At 39.2% G+C, this 22130-nt stretch carries 23 protein-coding genes and 1 tRNA gene; 11 read left to right on the top strand and 13 right to left on the bottom strand.

The window, feature by feature from the left end; genetic code table 11:
- Positions 1-36: 36 nt before the first annotated feature.
- The 3 genes from gldC (at position 37) to ACO05G_RS10540 (ending at position 4518) form a co-directional block, all read left to right on the top strand.
- Complete coding sequence (gene gldC, locus ACO05G_RS10550) at positions 37-366, top strand: gliding motility protein GldC (protein ID WP_348284184.1); 330 nt, start codon at positions 37-39, stop codon at positions 364-366.
- Positions 367-521: 155 nt separating this feature from the next.
- Positions 522-3482, top strand: a complete 2961-nt coding sequence (locus tag ACO05G_RS10545) for a TonB-dependent receptor (protein ID WP_421762751.1) — start codon at positions 522-524, stop codon at positions 3480-3482.
- A gap of 70 nt (positions 3483-3552) precedes the next feature.
- Entirely contained in the window at positions 3553-4518 is a 966-nt protein-coding gene (locus ACO05G_RS10540) for an alpha/beta hydrolase (protein WP_421762750.1), read from the top strand.
- A gap of 77 nt (positions 4519-4595) precedes the next feature.
- On the opposite strand, the gene ACO05G_RS10535 is transcribed toward ACO05G_RS10540, so the two are convergent.
- On the bottom strand, positions 4596-5729 hold the full coding sequence (locus tag ACO05G_RS10535; protein ID WP_421762749.1) for a fasciclin domain-containing protein: 1134 nt from the start codon (positions 5727-5729) through the stop codon (positions 4596-4598).
- 118 nt (positions 5730-5847) lie between these two features.
- Between ACO05G_RS10535 and ACO05G_RS10530 the strand changes: the two genes are divergently transcribed.
- Positions 5848-6684 carry an ion transporter gene (locus ACO05G_RS10530; RefSeq protein WP_421762748.1) on the top strand — a complete coding sequence of 279 codons (837 nt, stop codon included), beginning with the start codon at positions 5848-5850 and terminating at the stop codon, positions 6682-6684.
- On the opposite strand, the gene ACO05G_RS10525 is transcribed toward ACO05G_RS10530, so the two are convergent.
- Complete coding sequence (locus ACO05G_RS10525) at positions 6681-6827, bottom strand: hypothetical protein (protein ID WP_421762747.1); 147 nt, start codon at positions 6825-6827, stop codon at positions 6681-6683. The genes ACO05G_RS10530 and ACO05G_RS10525 overlap by 4 nt on opposite strands.
- 86 nt (positions 6828-6913) lie before the next feature.
- Here ACO05G_RS10525 and ACO05G_RS10520 point away from each other — a divergent pair, with 86 nt between their 5' ends.
- Positions 6914-7285 carry a hypothetical protein gene (locus tag ACO05G_RS10520; RefSeq protein WP_421762746.1) on the top strand — a complete coding sequence of 124 codons (372 nt, stop codon included), beginning with the start codon at positions 6914-6916 and terminating at the stop codon, positions 7283-7285.
- A 34-nt stretch (positions 7286-7319) separates the two neighbouring features.
- Positions 7320-7393: transfer RNA gene (locus ACO05G_RS10515), tRNA-Arg, on the top strand.
- Between the two features lie 689 nt (positions 7394-8082).
- On the opposite strand, the gene ACO05G_RS10510 is transcribed toward ACO05G_RS10515, so the two are convergent.
- Together ACO05G_RS10510 and sucC are read right to left on the bottom strand one after the other, a co-directional pair.
- Complete coding sequence (locus ACO05G_RS10510; protein WP_421762745.1) at positions 8083-8508, bottom strand: hypothetical protein; 426 nt, start codon at positions 8506-8508, stop codon at positions 8083-8085.
- A 67-nt stretch (positions 8509-8575) separates the two neighbouring features.
- A complete protein-coding gene (sucC, locus tag ACO05G_RS10505) occupies positions 8576-9787 on the bottom strand; it encodes an ADP-forming succinate--CoA ligase subunit beta (RefSeq protein WP_348284192.1) in 1212 nt (403 codons plus the stop codon).
- A 101-nt stretch (positions 9788-9888) separates the two neighbouring features.
- Between sucC and ACO05G_RS10500 the strand changes: the two genes are divergently transcribed.
- From ACO05G_RS10500 to ACO05G_RS10490, 3 genes are read left to right on the top strand one after another with little or no spacing between them, the layout of a single operon-like run.
- The gene (locus ACO05G_RS10500) at positions 9889-10536 is read left to right on the top strand and encodes an ABC transporter ATP-binding protein (protein ID WP_421765713.1); all 648 of its coding nucleotides are present in this window, start codon (positions 9889-9891) and stop codon (positions 10534-10536) included.
- Between the two features lie 4 nt (positions 10537-10540).
- The gene (locus ACO05G_RS10495; protein ID WP_421762744.1) at positions 10541-11371 is read left to right on the top strand and encodes a DMT family transporter; all 831 of its coding nucleotides are present in this window, start codon (positions 10541-10543) and stop codon (positions 11369-11371) included.
- Between the two features lie 52 nt (positions 11372-11423).
- Positions 11424-12134 carry a YebC/PmpR family DNA-binding transcriptional regulator gene (locus ACO05G_RS10490; RefSeq protein WP_421762743.1) on the top strand — a complete coding sequence of 237 codons (711 nt, stop codon included), beginning with the start codon at positions 11424-11426 and terminating at the stop codon, positions 12132-12134.
- 66 nt (positions 12135-12200) lie between these two features.
- Here the strand turns inward: ACO05G_RS10490 and gap are convergent, their stop codons facing one another.
- On the bottom strand, positions 12201-13190 hold the full coding sequence (gene gap / locus ACO05G_RS10485; RefSeq protein ID WP_421762742.1) for a type I glyceraldehyde-3-phosphate dehydrogenase: 990 nt from the start codon (positions 13188-13190) through the stop codon (positions 12201-12203).
- A gap of 173 nt (positions 13191-13363) precedes the next feature.
- Between gap and ACO05G_RS10480 the strand changes: the two genes are divergently transcribed.
- Positions 13364-16210 (top strand): M16 family metallopeptidase, encoded by a 2847-nt coding sequence (locus tag ACO05G_RS10480; RefSeq protein ID WP_421762741.1) that lies wholly within the window; start codon positions 13364-13366, stop codon positions 16208-16210.
- Positions 16211-16226: 16 nt separating this feature from the next.
- The gene (locus ACO05G_RS10475; RefSeq protein WP_421762740.1) at positions 16227-16529 is read left to right on the top strand and encodes a hypothetical protein; all 303 of its coding nucleotides are present in this window, start codon (positions 16227-16229) and stop codon (positions 16527-16529) included.
- A gap of 372 nt (positions 16530-16901) precedes the next feature.
- Here ACO05G_RS10475 and ACO05G_RS10470 read toward each other — a convergent pair whose 3' ends face one another.
- The 8 genes from ACO05G_RS10470 to ACO05G_RS10435 form a co-directional block, all read right to left on the bottom strand.
- The gene (locus ACO05G_RS10470) at positions 16902-17180 is read right to left on the bottom strand and encodes a hypothetical protein (RefSeq protein WP_421762739.1); all 279 of its coding nucleotides are present in this window, start codon (positions 17178-17180) and stop codon (positions 16902-16904) included.
- Positions 17181-17385: 205 nt separating this feature from the next.
- Positions 17386-17562, bottom strand: coding sequence for a hypothetical protein (locus ACO05G_RS10465; protein ID WP_421762738.1), 177 nt, complete (start codon positions 17560-17562; stop codon positions 17386-17388).
- Positions 17563-17806: 244 nt separating this feature from the next.
- Positions 17807-18472 carry a hypothetical protein gene (locus ACO05G_RS10460; RefSeq protein WP_421762737.1) on the bottom strand — a complete coding sequence of 222 codons (666 nt, stop codon included), beginning with the start codon at positions 18470-18472 and terminating at the stop codon, positions 17807-17809.
- Between the two features lie 82 nt (positions 18473-18554).
- Entirely contained in the window at positions 18555-18878 is a 324-nt protein-coding gene (locus tag ACO05G_RS10455; protein ID WP_421762736.1) for a hypothetical protein, read from the bottom strand.
- Between the two features lie 184 nt (positions 18879-19062).
- A complete protein-coding gene (locus ACO05G_RS10450) occupies positions 19063-19332 on the bottom strand; it encodes a hypothetical protein (protein WP_421762735.1) in 270 nt (89 codons plus the stop codon).
- 90 nt (positions 19333-19422) lie between these two features.
- Complete coding sequence (locus ACO05G_RS10445) at positions 19423-19677, bottom strand: hypothetical protein (protein WP_421762734.1); 255 nt, start codon at positions 19675-19677, stop codon at positions 19423-19425.
- Between the two features lie 198 nt (positions 19678-19875).
- Positions 19876-21138 carry a phage major capsid protein gene (locus ACO05G_RS10440; RefSeq protein ID WP_421762733.1) on the bottom strand — a complete coding sequence of 421 codons (1263 nt, stop codon included), beginning with the start codon at positions 21136-21138 and terminating at the stop codon, positions 19876-19878.
- A 267-nt stretch (positions 21139-21405) separates the two neighbouring features.
- Positions 21406-21996 carry a hypothetical protein gene (locus tag ACO05G_RS10435; RefSeq protein ID WP_421762732.1) on the bottom strand — a complete coding sequence of 197 codons (591 nt, stop codon included), beginning with the start codon at positions 21994-21996 and terminating at the stop codon, positions 21406-21408.
- Positions 21997-22130: the final 134 nt, after the last annotated feature.

Genomic DNA, 22130 nt, shown 5'->3' with positions numbered 1-22130 from the left:
TAGTTTTGGAAGCATTGAAATAAATACAATCATTAAATGAAAAAGTCAGAAATCAAATTCGTAGTAGAGTTAGATAAGGAGAATATACCGGAAAAAATCATGTGGGATGCGGATGAAAAGGAGCAATCTGGATTAACGGAGACCAAATCGATTAGCTTATCCTTATGGGATCATGATAATAAAAATACCATGAGAATAGATTTATGGTCTAAAGACATGCCTTTGGATGAAATGAAGCATTTCTATATCGATTGTCTGGGAGGTTTAGCTCAAAGTGTTCTTAACGCCACAGGAGATGAATACATGAACCAGGAAATCTCGGCACTTTGTGATAAGTTGGTTGAACATGTAAAAAATGAGGGCTAAACCACCATTTAGCCGCTACTATTCACCAAAAATCATTAATATTATGCATGCATAATATAGTTTAGACTATCATTAGTCTTTATTACCATAAACTAAGTTTTATGGTTAAATTTCTAGTTAATTGCCGAATATAATTTGCTAAAACATTAACCCGTATGAACCGTAACGTAACAAAATGGATTTTGAGTGCCTTTTTAACTCTGATTTGGAGTTTTTCATTTGCACAAACTACCGTATCCGGAAAAGTCATTGATGCCGAGACAGGAGAACCTTTGATAGGTACTCAGATTCTTGTCAAAGGAACTGTATTGGGAACTATATCAGATGTGAATGGTGATTTTGCCCTATCAGTCCAATCAGATCCGCCCATAACTTTGGTGATTACCTACGTTGGTTATGAAAGACAAGAAATTGAAGTTACTGCTTCAGGTCAGTCATTAGATATTCAACTAGCAGAATCTACTTTACTTGGTCAGGAAGTTGTTGTTTCGGCTTCCAGGGTAGAAGAAAATATTTTACAATCACCGGTGAGTATTGAAAAAATGGATATTCTGGCTGTTCAGAATACGTCAGCCCCTAGCTATTATGAAGGAATAGCCAATTTGAAAGGGGTGGATGTGGCATCCTCGAGTATCAATTTTCAAATAATCAACTCCCGTGGGTTCGGGTCTACAGGTAATACGCGTTTCGTACAGTTGATCGATGGGATGGATACGCAGGCTCCTGCACTAAACTTCCCAATTGGGAATCTAAACGGACCATCTGTTTTAGATGTGGAAAGTGTAGAGCTTATTCCTGGCGCATCTTCGGCTCTTTATGGTCCAAATGCTTTTAACGGAATACTTCTAATAAATAGTAAAAATCCATTCGAATATCAGGGATTAAGTGCTTTTGTTAAAACGGGTGTGAATCATGTTGGTGATAATGCTGATCAGGATCCAGCCTTGATGAATACATTTTCTGCCAGGTATGCAAAAGCGATTAATAACAAATTCGCATTCAAGTTTAACATAACCTACTCAACTGCAGATGATTGGCATGGAACATCTGACTTTGATCGAAATGCAGCCAATAATCCGTTTGCGAGTATAGGTGGAACGAATCCTGGGTCAGACAGACTTCATTTTCACGGAGATGAAGCCGCAATTAATTTGGCTATTTTCCCTTTTAGCTCAACATTTGGGGCACTTGCAAGATCTAGAAATTTCGGACCCGGATTGAGTGCGAACAACTATGCGGAGGCAGGTGATCTGCCAAATCATGTTGTATCAGTTACTCCATGGGAGGAAAAATATTTGGCCGACTATGGCGCTGAAAATTTAAAGTTCAATACGGGGCTATTTTATCGATTGAATGATGATTTAGAGTTGAGTTACTTGTATAATGGGGGTTTTGGTACCAGTATTTACACTGGAGCTCAGCGGTACTCTTTAACCAATTTTAGTATCCAGCAACATCGCCTACAGTTGCGAGCGGATAATTTCTTTGTAAGAACTTATGCTACCATCGAGAATTCAGGTGATTCCTATATCACTGAGTTTCTGGCACTCAAAATGAATGACAATAGAAGCGGGGGAGGAGTTTCTACTTATCTAGCAACTTATGGTGTCAATTATCTTGAATACTTAAATAATGAAGGGTATCAACCTGGAGAAGTTCAAACCCTCCCGGCAGATCAGCAATTGTTAGTGCAACAAGCCGCACACCAGTACGCACGAGGACTCAATGACAATCAGTTTTTTCCATTGGATCCTATAGAGCAGGCCGAGGATTTTCAGCGAGTTAAAAATGAAGAACTGGATGGCACCATTCCTTTTGGACCAAAATTTAGTGATGCTACCAAAATGTATCAAACTGATGTTCAGTATGATTTTAAAAATCAGATTGATTTCATGGAGTTTCAAATGGGAGGTAGCTACCGAATCTTTGACCTTCGTTCGGACGGAACCATTTTTCCTGATCAGGACGGAGGAATTCAAATCAATGAATACGGAGCTTACATGCAAGCTGGAAAACGCGTAAGCGACAATTTGAAGTTATCCGGGTCTGTGAGGTTTGATAAAAATGAAAACTTTGATGGTCAGGTAAACCCTCGAATATCGGCTGTTTATACAGTAGCAGATAATCATAATTTTAGGGCTTCTGTTCAGACAGGTTTTAGAAACCCGACTACACAGGGCCAGTACATCGATTTGAATACGATCAGTACCAGATTACTTGGTGGGTTGCAAGAGAATTATGATCGATATGACCTTGCAAGAACAAGTAGTACTGGAGAAGTGCTTGCATTCACCGGGGGATCAGTTAATGCCTTTAGAAACAGCATTTTCTCCGGAAACGGTTTTGATAATGCGATTCAAGAACTTGAAACATTCACTACAGGAGATATTAAACCGGTAGTGCCTGAGGAAGTTCGCTCAGTTGAGGTGGGATATAAAAGTCTGATCAGCAATAAGCTATTGGTTGATGCTGTCTACTATCATAATACCTACACCAGCTTTATTACCCAGATACGAATAGTAGTTGCAGGCGAGCATACAAGTGAAAGCCTTCCTTCGGCACAGGCGACAGGTGCACAAGAGGGAGATGCAAACTACCTGACGATCCTAAATGGTTCGGCATTGACGTTGAATAGTGATGGATCATTTACAGGGAATACGGCACAGATCTACTCTAACCTGGATGATGAGGTGACCTCACAAGGTGCAGCTATTGGGCTTACCTATAATCTACCAAGAGGATATACGATTGGAGGTAATTATAACTGGAACCGATTAGAGGGTGGGTTTACAGAAAATAATCTGACTGAATTCAATACCCCTGAACATAAATACAATATCAAGTTTGGCAATCGAAAGGTTACAGACAAGTTTGGATTTAATGTTACTTACAGATGGCAGGAAGCATTTAGATGGGAGTCTTCGTTCGCAATAGGAGATATACCATCTTACAGTACGTTGGATGCTCAGGTATCCTACAAGTTGGATGAATTCAAATCAGTGCTAAAGTTGGGAGGGTCAAACATCATGGGTGATCCATATAATCAAAGTCTGGGAGGTCCGAATATCGGAACCATGTATTACCTCTCATTGACGTTTGATGAGTTAATGAACTAAAGAGAACAAAAAAAATTAACCGCCATTTCGACCGAATTGGCGGTTTTTTGTTTAATACTAAATAATTAATATGAAGAAAGTTTTAATGATATCACTTGCAGTGATATTCTTTGGGTGTAGTGATGATGACTCCCTTTCCGGGAGATATGTACAAGATGTTTTTGCAGATGCTGAGATTTCATTTGACATAAAATATGGTGAAGGAGCAGCCTTAGTAGGACCAGTTAATGACCTGTATCTTGATGTTTATAGGCCTAAAGGAGATAACGAGACGAATAGACCTTTATTGCTGTTGGCTCATGGCGGTGCTTTTGTGTCGGGCACAAAAAACGCGATCAAAGATCTGTGCATAGCATATGCGAAGAAAGGCTATGTAGTTGCAACTATGCAATATCGTTTGATTAATGATCCTTCTATTCTAGATAAAGATTCTGTTGCTTATGCAGAAGCAGTAGTTTTAACACTGTCCGATATGCGAGGAGCTATCCGATATTTGAGAAGTGATGCTCAGAACGCAAATACGTATGGCATAGATCCAAATATGATCATCATAGGAGGTGTATCTGCGGGTGCAGTAATGTCAATGAACGTTGGTTTCCTGGATGAGGATGATAAAAATTATCCGCAGTATTTAAAGGATATACAGGCGGAAAGCGGTGGATTTGAAGGAAATACCAATGATATCAATGTTTCATCCGAGGTACAGGGCATGATCGCTTTCTCAGGATCTGTCTTCAGAGATACCTGGATTGATAGCAATGATCCACCAATTTTCATGGTGCATGATGAAGAAGATGAAGTGGTACCATGTAATTATCAGGATACGAATGTGGTTCCGTTTCCACTCTTTGCTTATGGTTCTTGCTCCATAGTCGATGCACTTACAGAGGCTGGTGTAGCATATGAGTTTGTTTCTTTACCAGGCGAAACAAACCCACCTAATAACCATGTTACTTATTTAGGAGAGGATCAAGCTCAAGCACTAATTGATCAATCTGCTGAGTTCATTAGTAAAATTGTTAAAGGAGAGATATAGGGTTTAGTTTAACCTATAACAATAAAAAGCCCGACCAGAAAATGGTCGGGCTTTTTTAATATTTATGATTATTTCTCTTACTGAGCAGTTGCCGGAGCAAGAATACCCGCGATCACGTGAATTCTTCCATTTGATGAAGAAACTGCATCTGCAACAACAACTTCTGCGTCAAAATTTGTGTAAGTTGTTTGGTCAGCTAAATTCACATCTCCATTACCGTCGATATATATCCCAACTCCATTGTCAGCAGGAATAGCATCAGTATTGAAAAAGAATTGCAATGATCCTTGTTGTAATGTAGTGTAAGTTGCACCGGTTGTTAAGTCATCCGGTCCCAGCGTTTCAATCCCATCGTCTGTTCCGCCTCCTTGACCAACAACCACGTGATTTCTGACGTATGCATCCCACTGAGCTGCAGATAATGCATCGATAAAGCCTTGAACTTTTGCTTCAACAGTTGCTTCATCATCACTTTCAGTCACACCTGCAGCAGCCTCAAAAGTTGCATTTGTAGGAGCAAATACGGTTAAATCCTGAACTGCTGTTAAAGCGCCTACGATTGTAGCTTCAGCAGCTTTTCCTTCGTCTGCTTTTGCAATCCCTTCAGCAAGAATAGAGAAATCAGCACCCAATAAAATTGGCTGAGCAACTGTTCCTAGTGTTGCAACGATTGCCGCACCAATTGTTGGTGGCACCATTACTACATCAATGATGTGAACTACGCCATTAGTAGCCTGGATGTCAGTAACACTGAATGTAGCGTTACTTGTAGCTCCTGAAATGATAGAAGGTCCTCCACCTACTTCAAAAGTTTCCCCTTGTAGTGTTGTAAAAGTTGCTCCTTCTACTAAATCTTCAGAGTTAATCACCTGACCAGCTACGTGGTAAGCAAGTACTGCAGTAGCAATATCCGTACTTACTGTGCTAAAGTCTTCAAGACCAAGTGTTCCAAGAAGTGTAGATAAAGCAGCATTTGTAGGAGCAAATAGTGTTAATTCTCCATCTGCTTTAAGAGAAGCATCAAGATCTACAGCAAGAAGTTCAGTTTCTAAAGATGATAGATTATCTCTACTTTCTAGAATCTGCCATATAGTTTCGGTTGCAATGACAACATCATCGCCATCATCGCTACAGCTTGATAGCGCAATAAATGATGCCATCACACCTATCAGTGTAAAAGCTTTGAAATACTTCAAAATCGATTTTTTCATTGTATTTGGTTTTAAGTTAACGTACGAATTTAAAATTAATTAATTAATCGTTTAAGTTGCGAATTGTTTGGTAACAAGACACATTTCATCACGAAAACGTTGACCTATATTCAAAATTATGTCTCAGCCACAGTTTAAACACTTCCCACATCTCAGACAAAAGCTCTTTGTTGTCGTCTTTGGTACAGAAACAAGGACTGGGAAGCTTTTTGATATTATCCTACTTTGGGCCATTTTATTAAGTGTTTTGAGTGTCATGCTGGAGAGTGTGAAAGAAATTCGTGAAGCATATGACTCACTATTCTTCATATCTGAGTGGTTTTTTACAATTCTCTTCACCATTGAATACCTGCTCAGAATATTTATTACGGCAGAACCTAAAAAATATGCTTTTAGTTTTTTTGGAATTGTCGACTTATTAGCGACCCTGCCCACATATCTCACGTTATTTATGGCCGGGGGTAGCTATCTGGTGGTCATAAGATCACTACGATTGTTGCGTATTTTCAGAATACTAAAGTTGGGTAGATATTTAAGAGAAGCCTCAGTTCTGTCCAATGCCCTTGCTGCTAGTCGCTACAAAATTTTTGTTTTTTTAGGGGCGGTATTCACATTAGCCATGATCATGGGCACGCTCATGTATATGATAGAGGGAGGTGAGAGTGGATTTACGAGTATTCCAAGAAGTATCTATTGGGCAATCGTAACGATAACAACGGTTGGATATGGTGACATTGCTCCACAAACGATAACAGGACAGGCATTTGCATCAGTATTGATGCTCATGGGTTATGCGATAATTGCTGTACCAACCGGAATTGTGACAACTGAAATCGCGCAAGCAGAAAAAAATCAGAAAAATGCTGAATCCTCAAAAAGGCAATGTGCAGCTTGTGGTAAAAAGGGACACGATAAAGAGGCAATTTTTTGTAGTAATTGCTCGGCAAAGCTCTAAGCAGAAGGCTTATTTCTAAAGGTTCGGATCACCAACCAGATAATCGAGATAGAAAACACAATTATCAGAAAAACATTAGAGGCATCAGATATTGTTAGTGTGTCCCACCACTCAGAAAATTTTGTTGGTTCGTTTCCTTCCATTCTTTTTTTGGGGTTAAATATAACACGCTAAACTGTACAATGGATTTCATTTTTTGTAACTTACATATTTAGAATTGTATTTATCCATGAATATGTTATTAATCACCTTATTATTATCTCTTACTCAATCACCAATTACGATTGCGAAGAAGAATGGAGATCAGATCGTGCTAACAGATGTCATGATTTATCAGACAGAAGAAATGGGCTCTCCAAATTCGATCAACTATTCTATAAGAGGTAAGAAAGAAAAAATAAGTGTAGATAAGGTAAAGCGAATCTCATTTAAGGAAACCATAGGCAAGAAAAAAGGAATTACCACATACCGCATAATTCTGGTTAAAAACAATAATGACAAATTGGAGGTGGAAATGAATCTCGTGAAGATAGAAGGGAAGGATAAGGAAGGAAAAACAGCTTCCATGAGCCTGAGTTCGATAGATAAGATTTCGTTTTAACCCATAGAATTCTATATTTGCGATCCCTATTTCTGCACTCGTAGTTCAACTGGATAGAATACCAGATTTCGGCTCTGGGGGTTGAGGGTTCGAATCCTTCCGAGTGCACATCAAACACCTATTATCGTAGGTGTTTTTTTATATCCATTTTTCAAAAAAAATGTAGAAACAGGAAGGATGAGAACCTTGGTTCGAAATGAAGCGAAGCGAATTCACGAGGGGTTTAGCGTATGGAAGTGTGTATGAGTAATCCTTCCGAGTGCACATCAAACACCTATTATCGTAGGTGTTTTTTTATATCCATTTTTCAAAAAAAAAGTAGAAACAGGAAGGATGAGAACCTTGGTTTGAAATGAAGCGAAGCGAATTCACGAGGGGTTTAGCGTATGGAAGTGTGTATGAGTAATCCTTCCGAGTGCACACCAAACACCTATTATCGTAGGTGTTTTTTTATATCCATTTTTCAAAAAAAAATGTAGAAACAGGAAGGATGAGCACCTTGGTTCGAAATGAAGCGAAGCGAATTCACGAGGGATTTAGCCTATGGAAGTGTGTATGAGTAATCCTTACGAGTGTACCAAAAACAAAAGCCCTGACGATGTTTTCGTCAGGGCTTTTTTCATTAGCAGTGATTATTGCGATTTTTTTTAATTCTTAGCTAAGTAAGACAAGCAAAACAATCACCGTCAATATGGATAGGAAAAATCTAACGTAACTCATAATTGATTTGTGTTTGTTGTCACTTTTAAGGCCATTATTTTCTTAGATACCCCCAATTGATTCTTTGAATAGGTCAATTATCTCGATAAATGAAGGGAATAGGTTCGATAACCTTCAATAAAGTTGGATGAGATACGGTGAGAAGTTTCCTTGGTTTCTTCAATTTCCCAGCTTTGGATGCTGTCACCGATTTCTACAAACAACCGAGTTTCTAGTCGATCCAGGTACCATTTTCCCATTACTCCCGGAGGATCAGAAGGATTACATTTTGAGGCACCTTCATTGATCTCATAGGTTCCGTTTAGATAGTAGGTTATAAAGTTGTCAGTGAGACAAGAGCGGGGGACAAGTGTGCCCAGTTCAATTTCAATCTCTTCGATTTGCCAGGTTTTACCAAATTCATCAGTCCCTGAAAAAAGTTGAGACCTGCTTTCAGGGCGAGGTGAATCTTCGACACAACTTATTAAAATAGTAGCTAAAAGGAATAAACGTAAAAAAGCCATAGTTGAGTGATTTACAACTATGGCAAGCTTTTATTTATTGACCCCTAAAGGGCAGAGACAGGAAATGTTATGAAAGGACCTCTTTTACCTTATCGGCAGCATCCTTTAACACGATTGCTGAAGTCACCTTTAAACCAGAATCTTCAATGATTTTTGCCCCTTCCTCGGCATTGGTTCCCTGAAGCCTTACAATGATTGGTACTGTGATATCTCCAATATTCTTGTAAGCTTCCACCACACCATTGGCAACTCTATCGCAACGTACAATACCTCCAAATATATTGATGAGAATTGCTTTAACGTTCGGATCTTTCAAGATGATTCTGAAGCCTGCTTCAACCGTCTGTGCGTTTGCGCCACCTCCTACATCCAGGAAGTTTGCTGGCTCACCCCCAGAAAGTTTGATGATATCCATGGTGGCCATCGCAAGGCCTGCGCCATTTACCATACATCCTACATTTCCATCTAGCTTCACATAGTTAAGTCCTGATTTTCCAGCTTCTACTTCCAAAGGATCTTCCTCTGATAAGTCTCTGAGTTCCGCTATGTTTTTGTGACGGTAAAGTGCATTATCGTCAATATTCACTTTAGCATCTACAGCAAGAATTTTGTTATCAGATGTTTTTAGTACAGGGTTTATTTCAAATTGCGAAGCATCAGTTCCCTCATATGCCTTATAAAGAGCGAAGATGAACTTTACCATCCCTTTAAAAGCATCACCTTCCAATCCAAGAGCAAAGGCAACTTTTCGAGCCTGGAATCCTTGAAGCCCTACAGCTGGATCAATCCATTCTTTAACGATTTTATCAGGCGTCTCTTCCGCTACTGTTTCGATATCCATACCCCCTTCAGTAGATGCCATGATCACGTTTTTCCCTGTGCCTCGATCTAGTAGAATTGATAAATAATATTCTTTTGGATCAGACTCTCCAGGGTAATAAACATCTTGTGCAATTAGTACCTTGTTTACTTTTTTTCCTTCTGCACCAGTCTGATGTGTAACCAATGTACCTCCCAGAATATCTTTTGCTTTTGGAGCCACCTCCTCAAGACTTTTCGCTAACACCACTCCATTAGACCCGGTCTCGTTTACTTTACCTTTTCCCCGGCCTCCGGCATGAATCTGAGCTTTGATTACATACCATTCTGTTCCGGTCTCCCTGTTCAATTCCTTGGCAGCTTCAACAGCTTTATCAGGTGTATCTGCAACTACACCTTCCTGAATAGTTACTCCGTAAGATTTAAGAATTTCTTTGGCTTGGTATTCGTGAATGTTCATTGGTTTAAATTTTCTGCGAAGCTAAATCATTGGTGACGGATAATCAAGTATGGAACTCTTCTGTTAACGTTTTTCTGGAGTATAATCATATCTTTGCCGCCATGCTGAAAGCGGAGAATATTCATAAATCCTATAACGACTTACAGGTACTCAAAGGAATTGAACTGCAGATAGCGAAAGAGGAGATTGTGAGTATTGTGGGAGCATCCGGAGCTGGAAAAAGCACATTACTTCACATCCTTGGTACATTGGATAGCCCTGATTCCGGAAGTCTGACACTAAATAATACACAGGTTTCTTCCTTAAACCAGAAAAAATTGGCGCAGTTTAGAAATGAGGAAATTGGTTTTATTTTTCAATTTCATAATTTGTTTCCAGAGTTTACAGCGCTTGAAAACATTTGCATTCCGGCTTTCATAAAAGGAACAAAGAATCCACAAAAAAGGGCACAGGAACTATTGGATATTTTAGGGCTTAAGGGGAGGAAAGAGCATAAGCCATCTGAATTATCTGGGGGCGAACAACAACGTGTTTCTGTAGCAAGGGCTCTTATCAATGCTCCTTCGATCGTTTTTGCTGACGAACCAAGCGGTAATCTGGATTCTCAAAGTGCAGATGATCTACACCAACTATTTTTTGATCTTAGGGAAAAAATTGGTCAGACCTTTGTCATCGTAACCCACAATATGGAATTGGCAGGTATGGCTGATAGAAAACTTGAAATAAAAGATGGAATTATAACTTCTTGATGCATTGAGTTCAGGAGTTAAATACATGCTTTTTGCTTCATTTACTTTTACACTTATGAAAGTCTGTGTGAAGTATCTGCCACACATTCCGGCTATCGAGATCATCCTTTTTCGCTCAGTCATCTCACTAGCCATCAGTCTGTTTTTCCTAACCCGTCAGAGAGTAAATATCTGGGGTAACAACAAAGCTGTTTTAATTGGTCGTGGTGTGGCCGGGGCAATAGCGTTGGTTATTTACTTTAGCTTATTGCAACAAATCCCTTTAGCAACAGCATCAACATTGCAATATTTAGCTCCAATTTTCACCGCTGTTCTGGGTATTTTTCTAGTTGGGGAAAAAGTCAAAAAAATTCAATGGTTGTTTTTTGCAACTAGCTTTGCAGGAATTTTAGTTATCCAGGGATTTGACCCCCGGATTACCTTTTGGCACCTGGTTATGGGCATTACCGCCTCACTTTTTATGGGTTTGGCTTATAACTTCATTAGAAAATTGAAAACCAGTGAGCACCCTTTAGTTATCATTTTCTATTTCCCGCTAATCATGTTACCAATTTCGGGTATATGGTCATTGTTTATTTGGGTTCAGCCAACCGGAATGGATTGGATATTCCTGATACTTGTTGGTATAACCACTCAAATTGCTCAATTTCTGATGACGAAAGCCTATCAAAAAGAGGAGCTCAATAAGGTGTCCATTCTTACCTACATCGGGATCATTTATTCACTAGCATTCGGTTTTTTCCTTTTTGATGAGACCTACAATTTGGTGACCTATGGGGGTATGGCATTGGTTCTAACAGGAGTCGTTTTTAACGTAATGTGGAAGCGAGGCTGATTCTTGATTTTCATTATACCTTCGGCTTTATTTGCACTAAAATTTAATAATCATGGGAAGAGCATTTGAATATAGAAGAGCTGCCAAAGAAAAGCGCTGGGATAAAATGAGTAAAGTATTCCCTAAGCTGGCTAAAGCTATTACCGTGGCAGCACGTGATGGAGGAATGGATCCTGAAATGAATCCCAAGCTCCGAACTGCTATTCAAAATGCTAAGGCAGAAAATATGCCTAAGGATAACATAGAAAATGCGATCAAAAGGGCAGCAGGGAAGGACATTGATGAAATTTCTGAGGTGACGTATGAGGGTAAAGGTCCCCATGGAGTTCTTGTTTTTGTCGAGTGTGCTACTGATAACACCACAAGAACGGTAGCAAACGTCAAATCCTATTTTAATAAGGCAGGAGGAAGTTTTGTTCCGAACGGATCACTAGAGTTCATGTTTGACAGAAAAGCCGCTTTCGAATTTGAAAAAACTGAGGGTATGGATATTGAAGAACTCGAGCTTTCACTAATCGATGGTGGATTAGAGGAAATTGAGGAAAATGAAGGAATGATCTACGCGTATGCAGATTATACCCAGTTTGGTGAGATGAGTAAGGTTCTGGAAGATCTGGATATTGAAGTGAAAAAGGCTAATCTAAAGCGAATCTCAAATAATCCGGTTGAATTTAGTGATGAACAACTAGAGGAGATCGAAAAGATGCTAGACAAGATTGAAGATGACGATGATGTTCAGGCTGTGTATACCAACATTGCCTGATCTAAGATTTTATACGCATAAAAAAAGGGAGCATATGCTCCCTTTTTATTTTCTAGTAAACCAGAATTAAGCAATCTTGCTGATTAAGTCAGCAGTTCTTGCGGAATATCCAGCCTCGTTATCATACCATCCCACCACTTTTACCAACGTGCCCTGGCAAGAAGTAAGCTTTGCATCGAAGATGTTTGAATGAGGGTTTCCAACGATATCAATGGATACGATGGGATCTTCGGTGTATTCAAGAATTCCTTTCATTGGTCCTGTCGCAGCAGCTTTCATTGCAGCATTCACTTGCTCAGCCGTTACCTCTTTCTTAACCACAACTGTAAGGTCGGTCAATGAACCAGTAGGAGTAGGGACTCTCATGGCAATACCATCAAGCTTACCATTAAGGTGTGGAAGTACTAATCCAACAGCTTTTGCAGCTCCTGTAGAAGTAGGAATGATTGACAAGGCTGCAGCTCTCGCCCTTCGCAAATCCTTGTGAGGTGCATCCTGAATATTCTGATCGGAAGTATAAGCATGGACGGTGGTGATATAGCCTTTCTCGATCCCGAACGCATCATCAAGTACTTTAGCCATTGGAGCTAAGCAGTTGGTGGTACAAGAAGCATTTGAAAGGATTGTCTCATCTCCAGTTAGCGTGTCTTCATTTACTCCAAGCACAACAGTAGGAATATTTCCTTTTGCTGGTGCAGAGATTACAACCTTTTTAGCTCCGGCGGTTAAGTGGCCTCCGGCTCCAGCTTCGTCAACGAAAAATCCGGTAGACTCAAGTACGATTTCTACACCAATTTTACCCCAGGGAAGGTTTTTAGGATCACGCTCTGCTGTAACAGGAATAGCTTTTCCATTTACGATGATATGATTATCATCCGCTTCTACAGTACCAGGAAATCTTCCATGGTTAGAATCATATTTTAAAAGGTGAGCTAGCGTATGAGTATCTGTTAGGTCATTTATCGCTACTACTTCTACGTTATCCTTTTCAAGGAGAGCTCGGAAGCTAAGTCGTCCGATGCGTCCAAATCCGTTAATACCAATTTTTGTTGACATGTGATCTTGCTTTGATTTTGAGGTGCAAAAGTAAACCCTCTAGCTGAGGTTTTCAATTTTGAACCTAATGATTATCAACCATTGATATCTATGTCAGCGCCATTTATATTAAAATACTTCTTCAAGCCTTTAACTTTAAGTAAATAGCGTGTGTAAAATCTATAAAATAAGAAATGAAAAAATTTAAGAACCTATCGATAATAATGTTAGCGTTGATGGTTTGCACTACTGCTTGTACCGGTGACGGAAGTAGCGCAGATGAGCTATCAGTTGATTATGAAAAATTTACACTAGATAATGGGTTAGAGGTTGTTCTTCATGAAGATAAATCAGATCCCATCGTAGCGGTATCTATCCTTGTCCATGTAGGATCAAATAGAGAGAAACCAGGAAGAACAGGATTTGCCCACTACTTTGAGCACATGTTATTTCAACGTTCCGAGAATGTACCTGATGGCGGATTCTTCAAGAACATTAACGAATGGGGAGGGACCTTCAATGGAGGAACCTGGACAGATGGAACCATCTATTTCGAAGTGGTACCTAAAGATGCTCTAGAGAAAGTTCTGTGGATGGAATCTGACAGAATGGGATTCTTCATAAATGCTGTCTCTTTAGCAAGTTTGGAAGGTGAAAAACCAGTTGTTCAAAACGAAAAAAGACAAAGGGTTGATAATCAGCCATATGGTCATACGCAAAGTGTAATATTGAAAGCAATTTACCCAGAAGGACATCCTTATAACTGGACTGTTATAGGCGAGCTAGAGGACCTTCAAAATGCTACTCTCGATGATGTGAAAGAATTCTATCAGCAGTGGTATGGACCGAATAACGCGACCTTAGTAATTGCTGGTGACATTGATAAGGAGGGTGTAAAACAGATGGTGGAAAAATATTTTGGTGAAATCCCATCTCGTGGAATAGATACTCCAATGGATCCTCAACCTGTTGCCCTGAATGAGACTAAGGTTTTTTACTACGAAGATAATTTCGCACAACTTCCGGAATTAAGAATGACATTTCCTTCTGTTGAGCAATATCATCAAGATCAGTGGGCATTGGATGCGTTGGGTCAAATTCTATCCGATGGAAAGAGAGCTCCATTATATAAAGCAGTTGTGGAAGAGGCTAAAGTGGCCCCAGGTGTATCATCTTACAACAGTTCGAACGAATTAGCAGGAACCTTTACCATTAGAGTGAGAGCTAATGCTGGTACTGATTTAGATTCAGTTAGATCTGTGATAAACCAATCATTAGCAGATTTTGATAAGAATGGGTTTGATATTAAGGACCTTGAACGAATTAAGGCTGGTCTTGAAACCAATTTTTACAATGGAATAAGTAGTGTGCTTGGAAAGGCTTTTCAGTTGGCTAGCTATAATGAATATGCTGGAGATCCTGGCTTTATTGAACAAGACATAGCTAATATAAAGGCAGTTACTCAAGATGATGTGATGAGGGTCTTTAGAAAGTATATCAACAATAAAAATCATGTGGTGACCAACTTTGTACCTAAAGGATCGGCAGACCTTGCTATGGATGGCGCTGTTGCAGCAGATATTAGAGAAGAGGGGATCAATGAGTTTGGGCAAAGTGAAGTAATCGAAGAAGAAGGTGACTTTATCATTGTGAAAACGGAATCATCTTTTGATCGTACGAAGGAACCTGAATTTGGTGAAAAACCTTTGGTCACTCCACCTACGATATGGACATCTCAAACGGCTAATGGGATCGATGTTTATGGTGTTGAAGCTAACGAACTACCACTTGTTAATTTTTCAATGAGAATAATGGGAGGTCATTACCTTGATGATATTAATAAAATAGGAGTCGCTAACCTGATGACTGATATTATGATGGAGGGAACGGCAAACAAAACACCTGAAGAGCTTGAAGATGCGATCGGACAATTGGGGGCTAACCTGAATATGTTCACATCAAACGAGTACATCCAGGTATCTGGAAACTGTCTTTCACGAAATTTTGAGGCAACAATGGAACTTGTTCAAGAAATACTCCTTGAGCCACGATGGGATGAAAAGGAGTTTGAGAGGATTGTTAATCAAACGCTGCAAACAATTAAGCAGAGAGAAACAAATCCTAATTCTATTGCTACTGTAGTAATGAATAAAAAACTCTATGGTGAAAATCATATCCTGGGTCACCCGGCTATAGGATATGAAGATCATGTAAAGGGAATTACGATTGATGATTTAAAGGATTTTTATAACACGAACTTTGCTCCAAATGTGACTAATTATCATGTTGCAGGGAATGTTTCTCAACAACGAGCGATCGATGCGTTAGGGAGGCTGAAAACTGAATGGACAGTGAAAGAGATTTATATGCCGGTATACGAAGTGCCTGCTGTTCCTGATAACCCAGAAGTGTATTTTGTTGATGTTCCGGATGCTAAACAGTCTGTTATTCGTATTGGACGTTTAACAGTTTCTTCGGACGATCCGGCATACAATGAAATTATGGTGGCGAATGACCGTCTTGGCGATGGGTCTTCAGGTAGGCTATTCCAGGTGCTGCGAGAAGAAAAGCAGTTTACTTATGGAGCCTATTCATTTCCAGGTCGTAATGTGATGGCTCCAAGTACATTCACTGCTTTTTCAAGTGTAAAGTCTTCCACTACTAAGGATGCATTGGATACTTTTAAAGATGTCATTGGAAACTATGGGGATACTTATTCAGAAGAAGATCTGAATAAAACTCAAACATCAATGATTAAGGAAAACGCAAGGAACTTTGAGACGTTGTTTAATCTCTTAGGCATATTACAAAATATTAGCACATATGGACTTCCTCAGGACTATATTAATCAGGAACAAAAAACAGTTACAAACTCAACGGTAGAGAGTATTCAAGCTACAGCAGATGAGTATTTTGATCTAACCAACTATATTTTTGTTATTGTAGGTGATAAAGCCACTCAGCTTGAGCGACTAAGAGTGGAAGGTCCTGGTGATCCTGTCCTGGTAGATAGATACGGAAATGACGCAGGAGTAATGTGATACTGACATTTTAATTTTGATAAGACCCATCTGGAAAACCGGATGGGTCTTTTTATGTACTAGTAATACCATGTTTGAAAATCTAAAATTTCCTATTCCACTGGATGAATCACGTTTTGATGAATGGCTAGTTCAGGGGAGAGCCAGTAAGATCCGATATAATTACCTGGTTGTTCTCTGGGATGAATCAGAAAAAGATTACAGACCCGTTTATTTGTCAGAAAGAACTGATCTTGAAAAATACATCGACGATACAAATAACATCAGCAGCGTGCCCGTAGCTGGATATGATATTTACTCAGAGTCTAAAATAATGTAGGCCCTGAATTGGAATGGGTAGTCATGGTAAGATCCATATGCATGCGCACATCCCCTCATGAATTCCACTTCGTTCCATTTCGAACCTACAGTTCTCATCCGCTTATTGATACAAAAAAAAGCAACCCTTGTTAGGTTGCTTATAAAGAGGCGCTGAGCGGATTAGTTTATACGCACCTGCATGCGCACATCCCCTCATGAATTCCACTTCGTTCCATTTCGAACCTACGGTTCTCATCCGCTTATTGATACAAAAAAAAGCAACCCTTGTTAGGTTGCTTATAAAGAGGCGCTGAGCGGATTAGTTTATACGCACCTGCATGCGCACATCCCCTCATGAATTCCACTTCGTTTCATTTCGAACCTACGGTTCTCATCCGCTTATTGATACAAAAAAAGCAACCCTGTTAGGTTGCTTATAAAGAGGCGCTGAGCGGATTAGTTCATACGCACCTGCATGCGCACATCCCCTCATGAATTCCACTTCGTTCCATTTCGAACCTACGGTTCTCATCCGCTTATTGATACAAAAAAAAGCAACCCTGTTAGGTTGCTTATAAAGAGGCGCTGAGCGGATTAGTTCATACGCACCTGCATGCGCACATCCCCTCATGAATTCCACTTCGTTCCATTTCGAACCTACGGTTCTCATCCGCTTATTGATACAAAAAAAAGCAACCCTGTTAGGTTGCTTATAAAGAGGCGCTGAGCGGATTCGAACCTGTTATGGTTATATGTAATATGCTGATATACAGTGAGTTATAAACATTACATGCCTTGTAAGTGTTCAAAAAGTACATATTTTGCGACATACTTTCGCGACATGGTTGTTATAAAGTCCTCCACTCACCCTGAAACTATAATTTATCCTTTACCTCTTGAATTGAATTATTAATATCGTCTAAATCACATACTGAGCTTTTTATGTCGGAAGCATAAGAATAAATTCTGTTTAGTTCATCATAAATACTACCAAGCTGACCATCGATGTTTTTGAGGTACTTGATAATTTTTTCACCTTGTTCTTCTGTCATTGTAGTTAGTGGTTTGATTTAAGATAAAAATAAAATAATTTACATATTCCTCAAAATCCCATCTTTCATTATAATATTATTGCGAGAAGAATGACCGAACTTGAAAGGAAACAACGGCGAAATAGATTCTACTTCTATGTGATATTCTGGCTCATATCTGTAGCACTCTTTTTCTATATGGGCTACTCTTTAGGACTAGCTAAAGGGGAAAGCAATCAAATACTAAACAACCAAAGAACGGCCACTATTGAAGCTCATTCAACACCTTCTGCAAGGGTCCCGAAATAGCCTTAATTCGTTCCACGTTCTCACAAAAGTTAATTATATGCTGCCACTTTATAAGCTTTGACTCTAAGTGAATATCATCCTTCCAGCCACTATTAGAATCAGATTGATAAAAATGTTCTTGTCCGTTGTTTCTTGTTATATCCATACCGCACAGATAGACAGGACCGGAAGTGATATAACTAGCTAACCACGTGCCGAACATGCCCGTATCAGATACGCCGAGGGGATGCAGTATATTAATAGGAAATTCATTTAGACAGTAGTAATCCGTCCATTTTAGATTAACACTTATTTTAGGGCATGAGCAGCTAATGGTTATACTTCGAAAGGCAATGCTTTTAATCATATCGGGATCATCAATAAATGCCATATAATCAGGACTACATAATCTAAATGCATGATGATTACATGATATTAAAAGACAGTCCTCTGGGATTTGCGCCATATCTGATGGTAATGAAGGGCCACCACCAAGAACGGCCACCGGTTGCGATGTTTTCCGATATAGCTCCGATATATCGGGTTTATCTTTTGATATGGTTTCAAACTCAAAAGAAGCTGAGCAGGAAGTCATTACCGGGTTACCTGGGACTATCGGGATTTTCCGTGCTATTTGTGGCATGGCATATATTGACTTTTATTGAATAACCTTAAAAAACCCCTTACTCCAACCGTTTAGCAAGGGGAAACCTTCCTAGAGGTTTTTAAATAAGATCTAATGGATCTACTTCATCATTTTGTAATTCGTGCTTTTCATTGATACCTAAAGCTTTCATGCAGCACAATATTTGATGGTGAGTATCTTTTATTATACCAATAACAGGATGCGGCTTTTCTTGCTTAAACCTATCGGTGACGGTAAGCTTTTTATGTTTCGCTCTGTAGGCTTCAATCTCCTCTTGTGCCTGGTTCATCATCTCCAGGTTATCCCCAAGTAGATTTAGTAATTCATTGCTCGCGGTAGAACTTATGTCATAAGAGGTTCTAATGGCGTCTAAGCGTTCTTCTGTGGATGCTGATAGTTTCATGTGGTGGAATTTTAAACTTTAATTTTGACCGGTGAATTGATAATGGGTGGAATTTTTAATCTGAAAACACGCCGCACAAATGAAAAGGGGGGGATTGGGTTTCGAGGGATTTTACCCCTAGTTTCCTGATTCCCCCCTTCCCCCTTACCAACTACTCAATTAAAATGAACAGAATAATTAATCATTAATATCTTATTCTCTTTTCGTATTCACGTTTAGGAATGAAGTTATTTAAGCCCTTTATTACTGTCTCCGGGATGTAATAGCATTGGCCTTTATATAGCTTGAATGTCACTCCCTTTATATTTAGTACCATTGACTGCTTACAGTATGCCGGCGCTGCTCTTATTTCATCCTTTCCTAGTGCGTACATTTCTGCAATGCAAACTGATTTCATTCCAGCCCTTTGGACAACAACCTCATCAACTAAGCCTTTCTTTTCTTTTAGGTTCATGGATTATCTTTTTCTTAAAATAAAGGTGGAGGGTAAATGGAAAGATCCCCCTCACACCTTAAACTCAATTAATGGACAATTAAAAGAATCCTAAACCTCTTCAAAGTCTTTCTTGAAGCTTTCTAAAGCTCCCTCTGGTAGTTCCTTTACCTTATATTTTTTACCGTGTACTACTGAGAACTTCTCACCATCATTAACGATCTGGAAGTTTCTCAATGCAACTACAGATGATACTTTCTTATTCTTTGTCATTGTTGTTTCGTTTGTTTCACCGTCCTCAAATAGTTCTTCTTTGATCGTGTGATATAATTCCTGTGGCACTTTACTTAGGTCTATTACTTGCATAAGCGATTGGTGTAAAGTCTTTACTGAATTGCTCAAAAATCAATCGGGGTACTCTGTAAAATTTCCCCCGATAGATGGACAGTTTGTATCCTTTCACTATAATTTGGAAGTTGCGTTTGGCAAGGACTGGAGCGCATTTGATTGACTCCAGACCATCCAAACACATACAGACAATAGCTATGCTATCATCAAACTCCATTACGCTGATGCGATGTATCTCATAAGTGAGAAATGTTCTGCATTAGTTATCTGAACATCCAATCGGAATGTCACTCTAAATACTACCTGATCATAGTCTGATTTTCGATAAGGATCAGTAAATACAGTAGGCTGCAATCTCATTCCGATAAGTAGGTTTCTAAAGTCTCCCATTACCGATTCAGATAGCGCCGTTCCAGATCCTACAGTTTCAGTAATTGAAAGCGCTTGCGATGCAAACTCCTGAACGTCACTAATAAAGTCTGGCTTTTGTAGTGGTTGTCCTTCACTGTTTCCGGTTACTAGCTTTGCATAATCACGCAACGTTCTTGGATGGTGAATAGCAGATAGGTTCTCAACAGATCCTTTAGCATTCATGATCTCATACTTGGCATCTATTAACTCGCTGAAATCTGTAGGAGCTGCACCAGCACCAGAGCCAAAGTCTACTGTATTGATACCGGATTGATTGACAATACCTGTAGGCTGATTACTTGCGCCCGTACCTACCAAAGAAATCTTGTCAATCTCTTCACCGGCAGCAGCCAAGCAAATCTCTTCAAGCTTCTGGTCTGTGTTCAATCCATCCTGGAGTAACTCATTAGGTACTTCGAACAATACCGCACCCTTTTTGGGTGTGAACTTCACCTCACCAAATACCGGATCGCTCTCTGATATTTGAGCGTTCTGGCCATAGTATCCAAAGGTTGGCAAGGTGTTTACCTTCGCCCATGAAAAAGTATCTGCCGCAATGTTACTGAGATCCACAACCGTTGCACCTGCTTGCATTACGGAGCTATAATTCATCAACGCTCCATAAATCTCATTAGCCGTATATGATGGAACAATATATCCCCCTTCGCTATCGGTCGTGGTGGATAGATCCCTGAACATCATTTCTTCATTTTGATTCTTAGGATCTTTAGTGGCTGCTAATCGTAGCAACTTTCCGAGCGTTCGTTTTTCTGGCTTCTTATCATCCTTTTGTCGTGTATAGATAATATTAAAGTCATCAACATTACCGGTAGCAGTTGGTGAACTAAAGCCGTTATTCTTGGCTCGTTCTATTCTCTCCTTCTCTACCTCTTCAAAGTCTCTAAGCTCTTCACTTAGCTCTTCAATCTTTGCTTTAGCACCTTGCCATTGTTTCTTTTCTTCTGGCGTTCGTGTGCGCACTTCATTATCGCATTTTGTATTTATTTTCTGGATGATTTGACGCTGTTCTGCTATCTCCTCATTCAGTCTTTTTATGTTGTCAAACATTTGAAATTCAATTTATTTGTTTAATAAGAATACCCTGATAAATACCATTTGGTGTTCATCATAGGGTTTTTGAATAGTCTTTACCTGTAAGCTGTTTTCTTAGCGCCTGGATTTCTTTACAGTTGGAACGATAAAGTTTCTCATCCTCTTCCGTTAGGAAAATTTGGCTTAGTAGTATTTCGTTCTCACATTCCAGATAATGAATGGAGGCTTTTATTTTTTGTTCGTGGCTTTGGCGTGGTAAGTGGGTGGTGGCGGTGGCTGGTGTCATTTTTTCGAACTCGATAGAAAAATTTTAAGACTCTGCAAAAAATCACCTGTAATCACACATGCATTATCTGCCAGGATTGACTCTCTTAAGTTTGTAACAGGCCCAGATCCCCAAAACCTTTCTTCACTAATACCAGATTTATCTTTATACTGAACAGCAATACAATTCAAGGATCTCATAAAGATAATTTTGTGAATACTATCGACATCATTTTTCTCAGGAATGCTTAAAATGTAGTGGAGGTAGTCTATAAAATTAGCCATTGGCAGCTTAGTATTATCACCCCATTCCATCGCTATTGGTACTTTAACAACTTTTGTAATTCTTTCAATAATTACTGGATTTCCAACACTTACAAAATTTCTTGATTTTAATATCTCAGATACCTGTGTATGACCATACGACATTCCAAGAATGTATAATAAAAACGCTACATCTTTCTCGTTAACTTGTGCAGCTTGGCCAGACGGAAATTCTCGAGTTGTATCTATAAAATATGGTTTTTTTCTAATCTCAGTTAAGACCTTAAATACTTTTGATCTACTGAAGTACTGAATCAGCCAATCCCTTAATCTTGTAATTTTCATACACCCTTTAATGGTTATTATTATTGCAATTTACTTAAATAACTAATATATAGGTCATTTATAGATGTTAAATATCAACCATAAGTGGTTGATTTAATTTCTTTTTACTATCTTTGAGGTACGGGATAAAACAA

The organism is Ekhidna sp., assembly GCF_965227465.1.
In the GTDB taxonomy this organism is placed as follows: Bacteria; Bacteroidota; Bacteroidia; order Cytophagales; family Cyclobacteriaceae; genus Ekhidna.
Note: the sequence above shows the minus strand (reverse complement) of the source record. Positions and strands in the feature narration are given on the sequence as shown.

What these genes read in the sequence shown, in the direction of transcription:
- gldC (WP_348284184.1), top strand. Translation starts at nt 37, where the DNA reads ATGAAAAAGTCAGAAATCAAATTCGTAGTAGAGTTAGATAAGGAGAAT.
- ACO05G_RS10545 (WP_421762751.1), top strand. Translation starts at nt 522, where the DNA reads ATGAACCGTAACGTAACAAAATGGATTTTGAGTGCCTTTTTAACTCTG.
- ACO05G_RS10540 (WP_421762750.1), top strand. Translation starts at nt 3,553, where the DNA reads ATGAAGAAAGTTTTAATGATATCACTTGCAGTGATATTCTTTGGGTGT.
- ACO05G_RS10535 (WP_421762749.1), bottom strand. Translation starts at nt 5,729, where the DNA reads ATGAAAAAATCGATTTTGAAGTATTTCAAAGCTTTTACACTGATAGGT.
- ACO05G_RS10530 (WP_421762748.1), top strand. Translation starts at nt 5,848, where the DNA reads ATGTCTCAGCCACAGTTTAAACACTTCCCACATCTCAGACAAAAGCTC.
- ACO05G_RS10525 (WP_421762747.1), bottom strand. Translation starts at nt 6,827, where the DNA reads ATGGAAGGAAACGAACCAACAAAATTTTCTGAGTGGTGGGACACACTA.
- ACO05G_RS10520 (WP_421762746.1), top strand. Translation starts at nt 6,914, where the DNA reads ATGAATATGTTATTAATCACCTTATTATTATCTCTTACTCAATCACCA.
- ACO05G_RS10510 (WP_421762745.1), bottom strand. Translation starts at nt 8,508, where the DNA reads ATGGCTTTTTTACGTTTATTCCTTTTAGCTACTATTTTAATAAGTTGT.
- sucC (WP_348284192.1), bottom strand. Translation starts at nt 9,787, where the DNA reads ATGAACATTCACGAATACCAAGCCAAAGAAATTCTTAAATCTTACGGA.
- ACO05G_RS10500 (WP_421765713.1), top strand. Translation starts at nt 9,889, where the DNA reads ATGCTGAAAGCGGAGAATATTCATAAATCCTATAACGACTTACAGGTA.
- ACO05G_RS10490 (WP_421762743.1), top strand. Translation starts at nt 11,424, where the DNA reads ATGGGAAGAGCATTTGAATATAGAAGAGCTGCCAAAGAAAAGCGCTGG.
- gap (WP_421762742.1), bottom strand. Translation starts at nt 13,190, where the DNA reads ATGTCAACAAAAATTGGTATTAACGGATTTGGACGCATCGGACGACTT.
- ACO05G_RS10480 (WP_421762741.1), top strand. Translation starts at nt 13,364, where the DNA reads ATGAAAAAATTTAAGAACCTATCGATAATAATGTTAGCGTTGATGGTT.
- ACO05G_RS10470 (WP_421762739.1), bottom strand. Translation starts at nt 17,180, where the DNA reads ATGAGAACCGTAGGTTCGAAATGGAACGAAGTGGAATTCATGAGGGGA.
- ACO05G_RS10465 (WP_421762738.1), bottom strand. Translation starts at nt 17,562, where the DNA reads ATGACAGAAGAACAAGGTGAAAAAATTATCAAGTACCTCAAAAACATC.
- ACO05G_RS10460 (WP_421762737.1), bottom strand. Translation starts at nt 18,472, where the DNA reads ATGCCACAAATAGCACGGAAAATCCCGATAGTCCCAGGTAACCCGGTA.
- ACO05G_RS10455 (WP_421762736.1), bottom strand. Translation starts at nt 18,878, where the DNA reads ATGAAACTATCAGCATCCACAGAAGAACGCTTAGACGCCATTAGAACC.
- ACO05G_RS10450 (WP_421762735.1), bottom strand. Translation starts at nt 19,332, where the DNA reads ATGAACCTAAAAGAAAAGAAAGGCTTAGTTGATGAGGTTGTTGTCCAA.
- ACO05G_RS10445 (WP_421762734.1), bottom strand. Translation starts at nt 19,677, where the DNA reads ATGCAAGTAATAGACCTAAGTAAAGTGCCACAGGAATTATATCACACG.
- ACO05G_RS10440 (WP_421762733.1), bottom strand. Translation starts at nt 21,138, where the DNA reads ATGTTTGACAACATAAAAAGACTGAATGAGGAGATAGCAGAACAGCGT.
- ACO05G_RS10435 (WP_421762732.1), bottom strand. Translation starts at nt 21,996, where the DNA reads ATGAAAATTACAAGATTAAGGGATTGGCTGATTCAGTACTTCAGTAGA.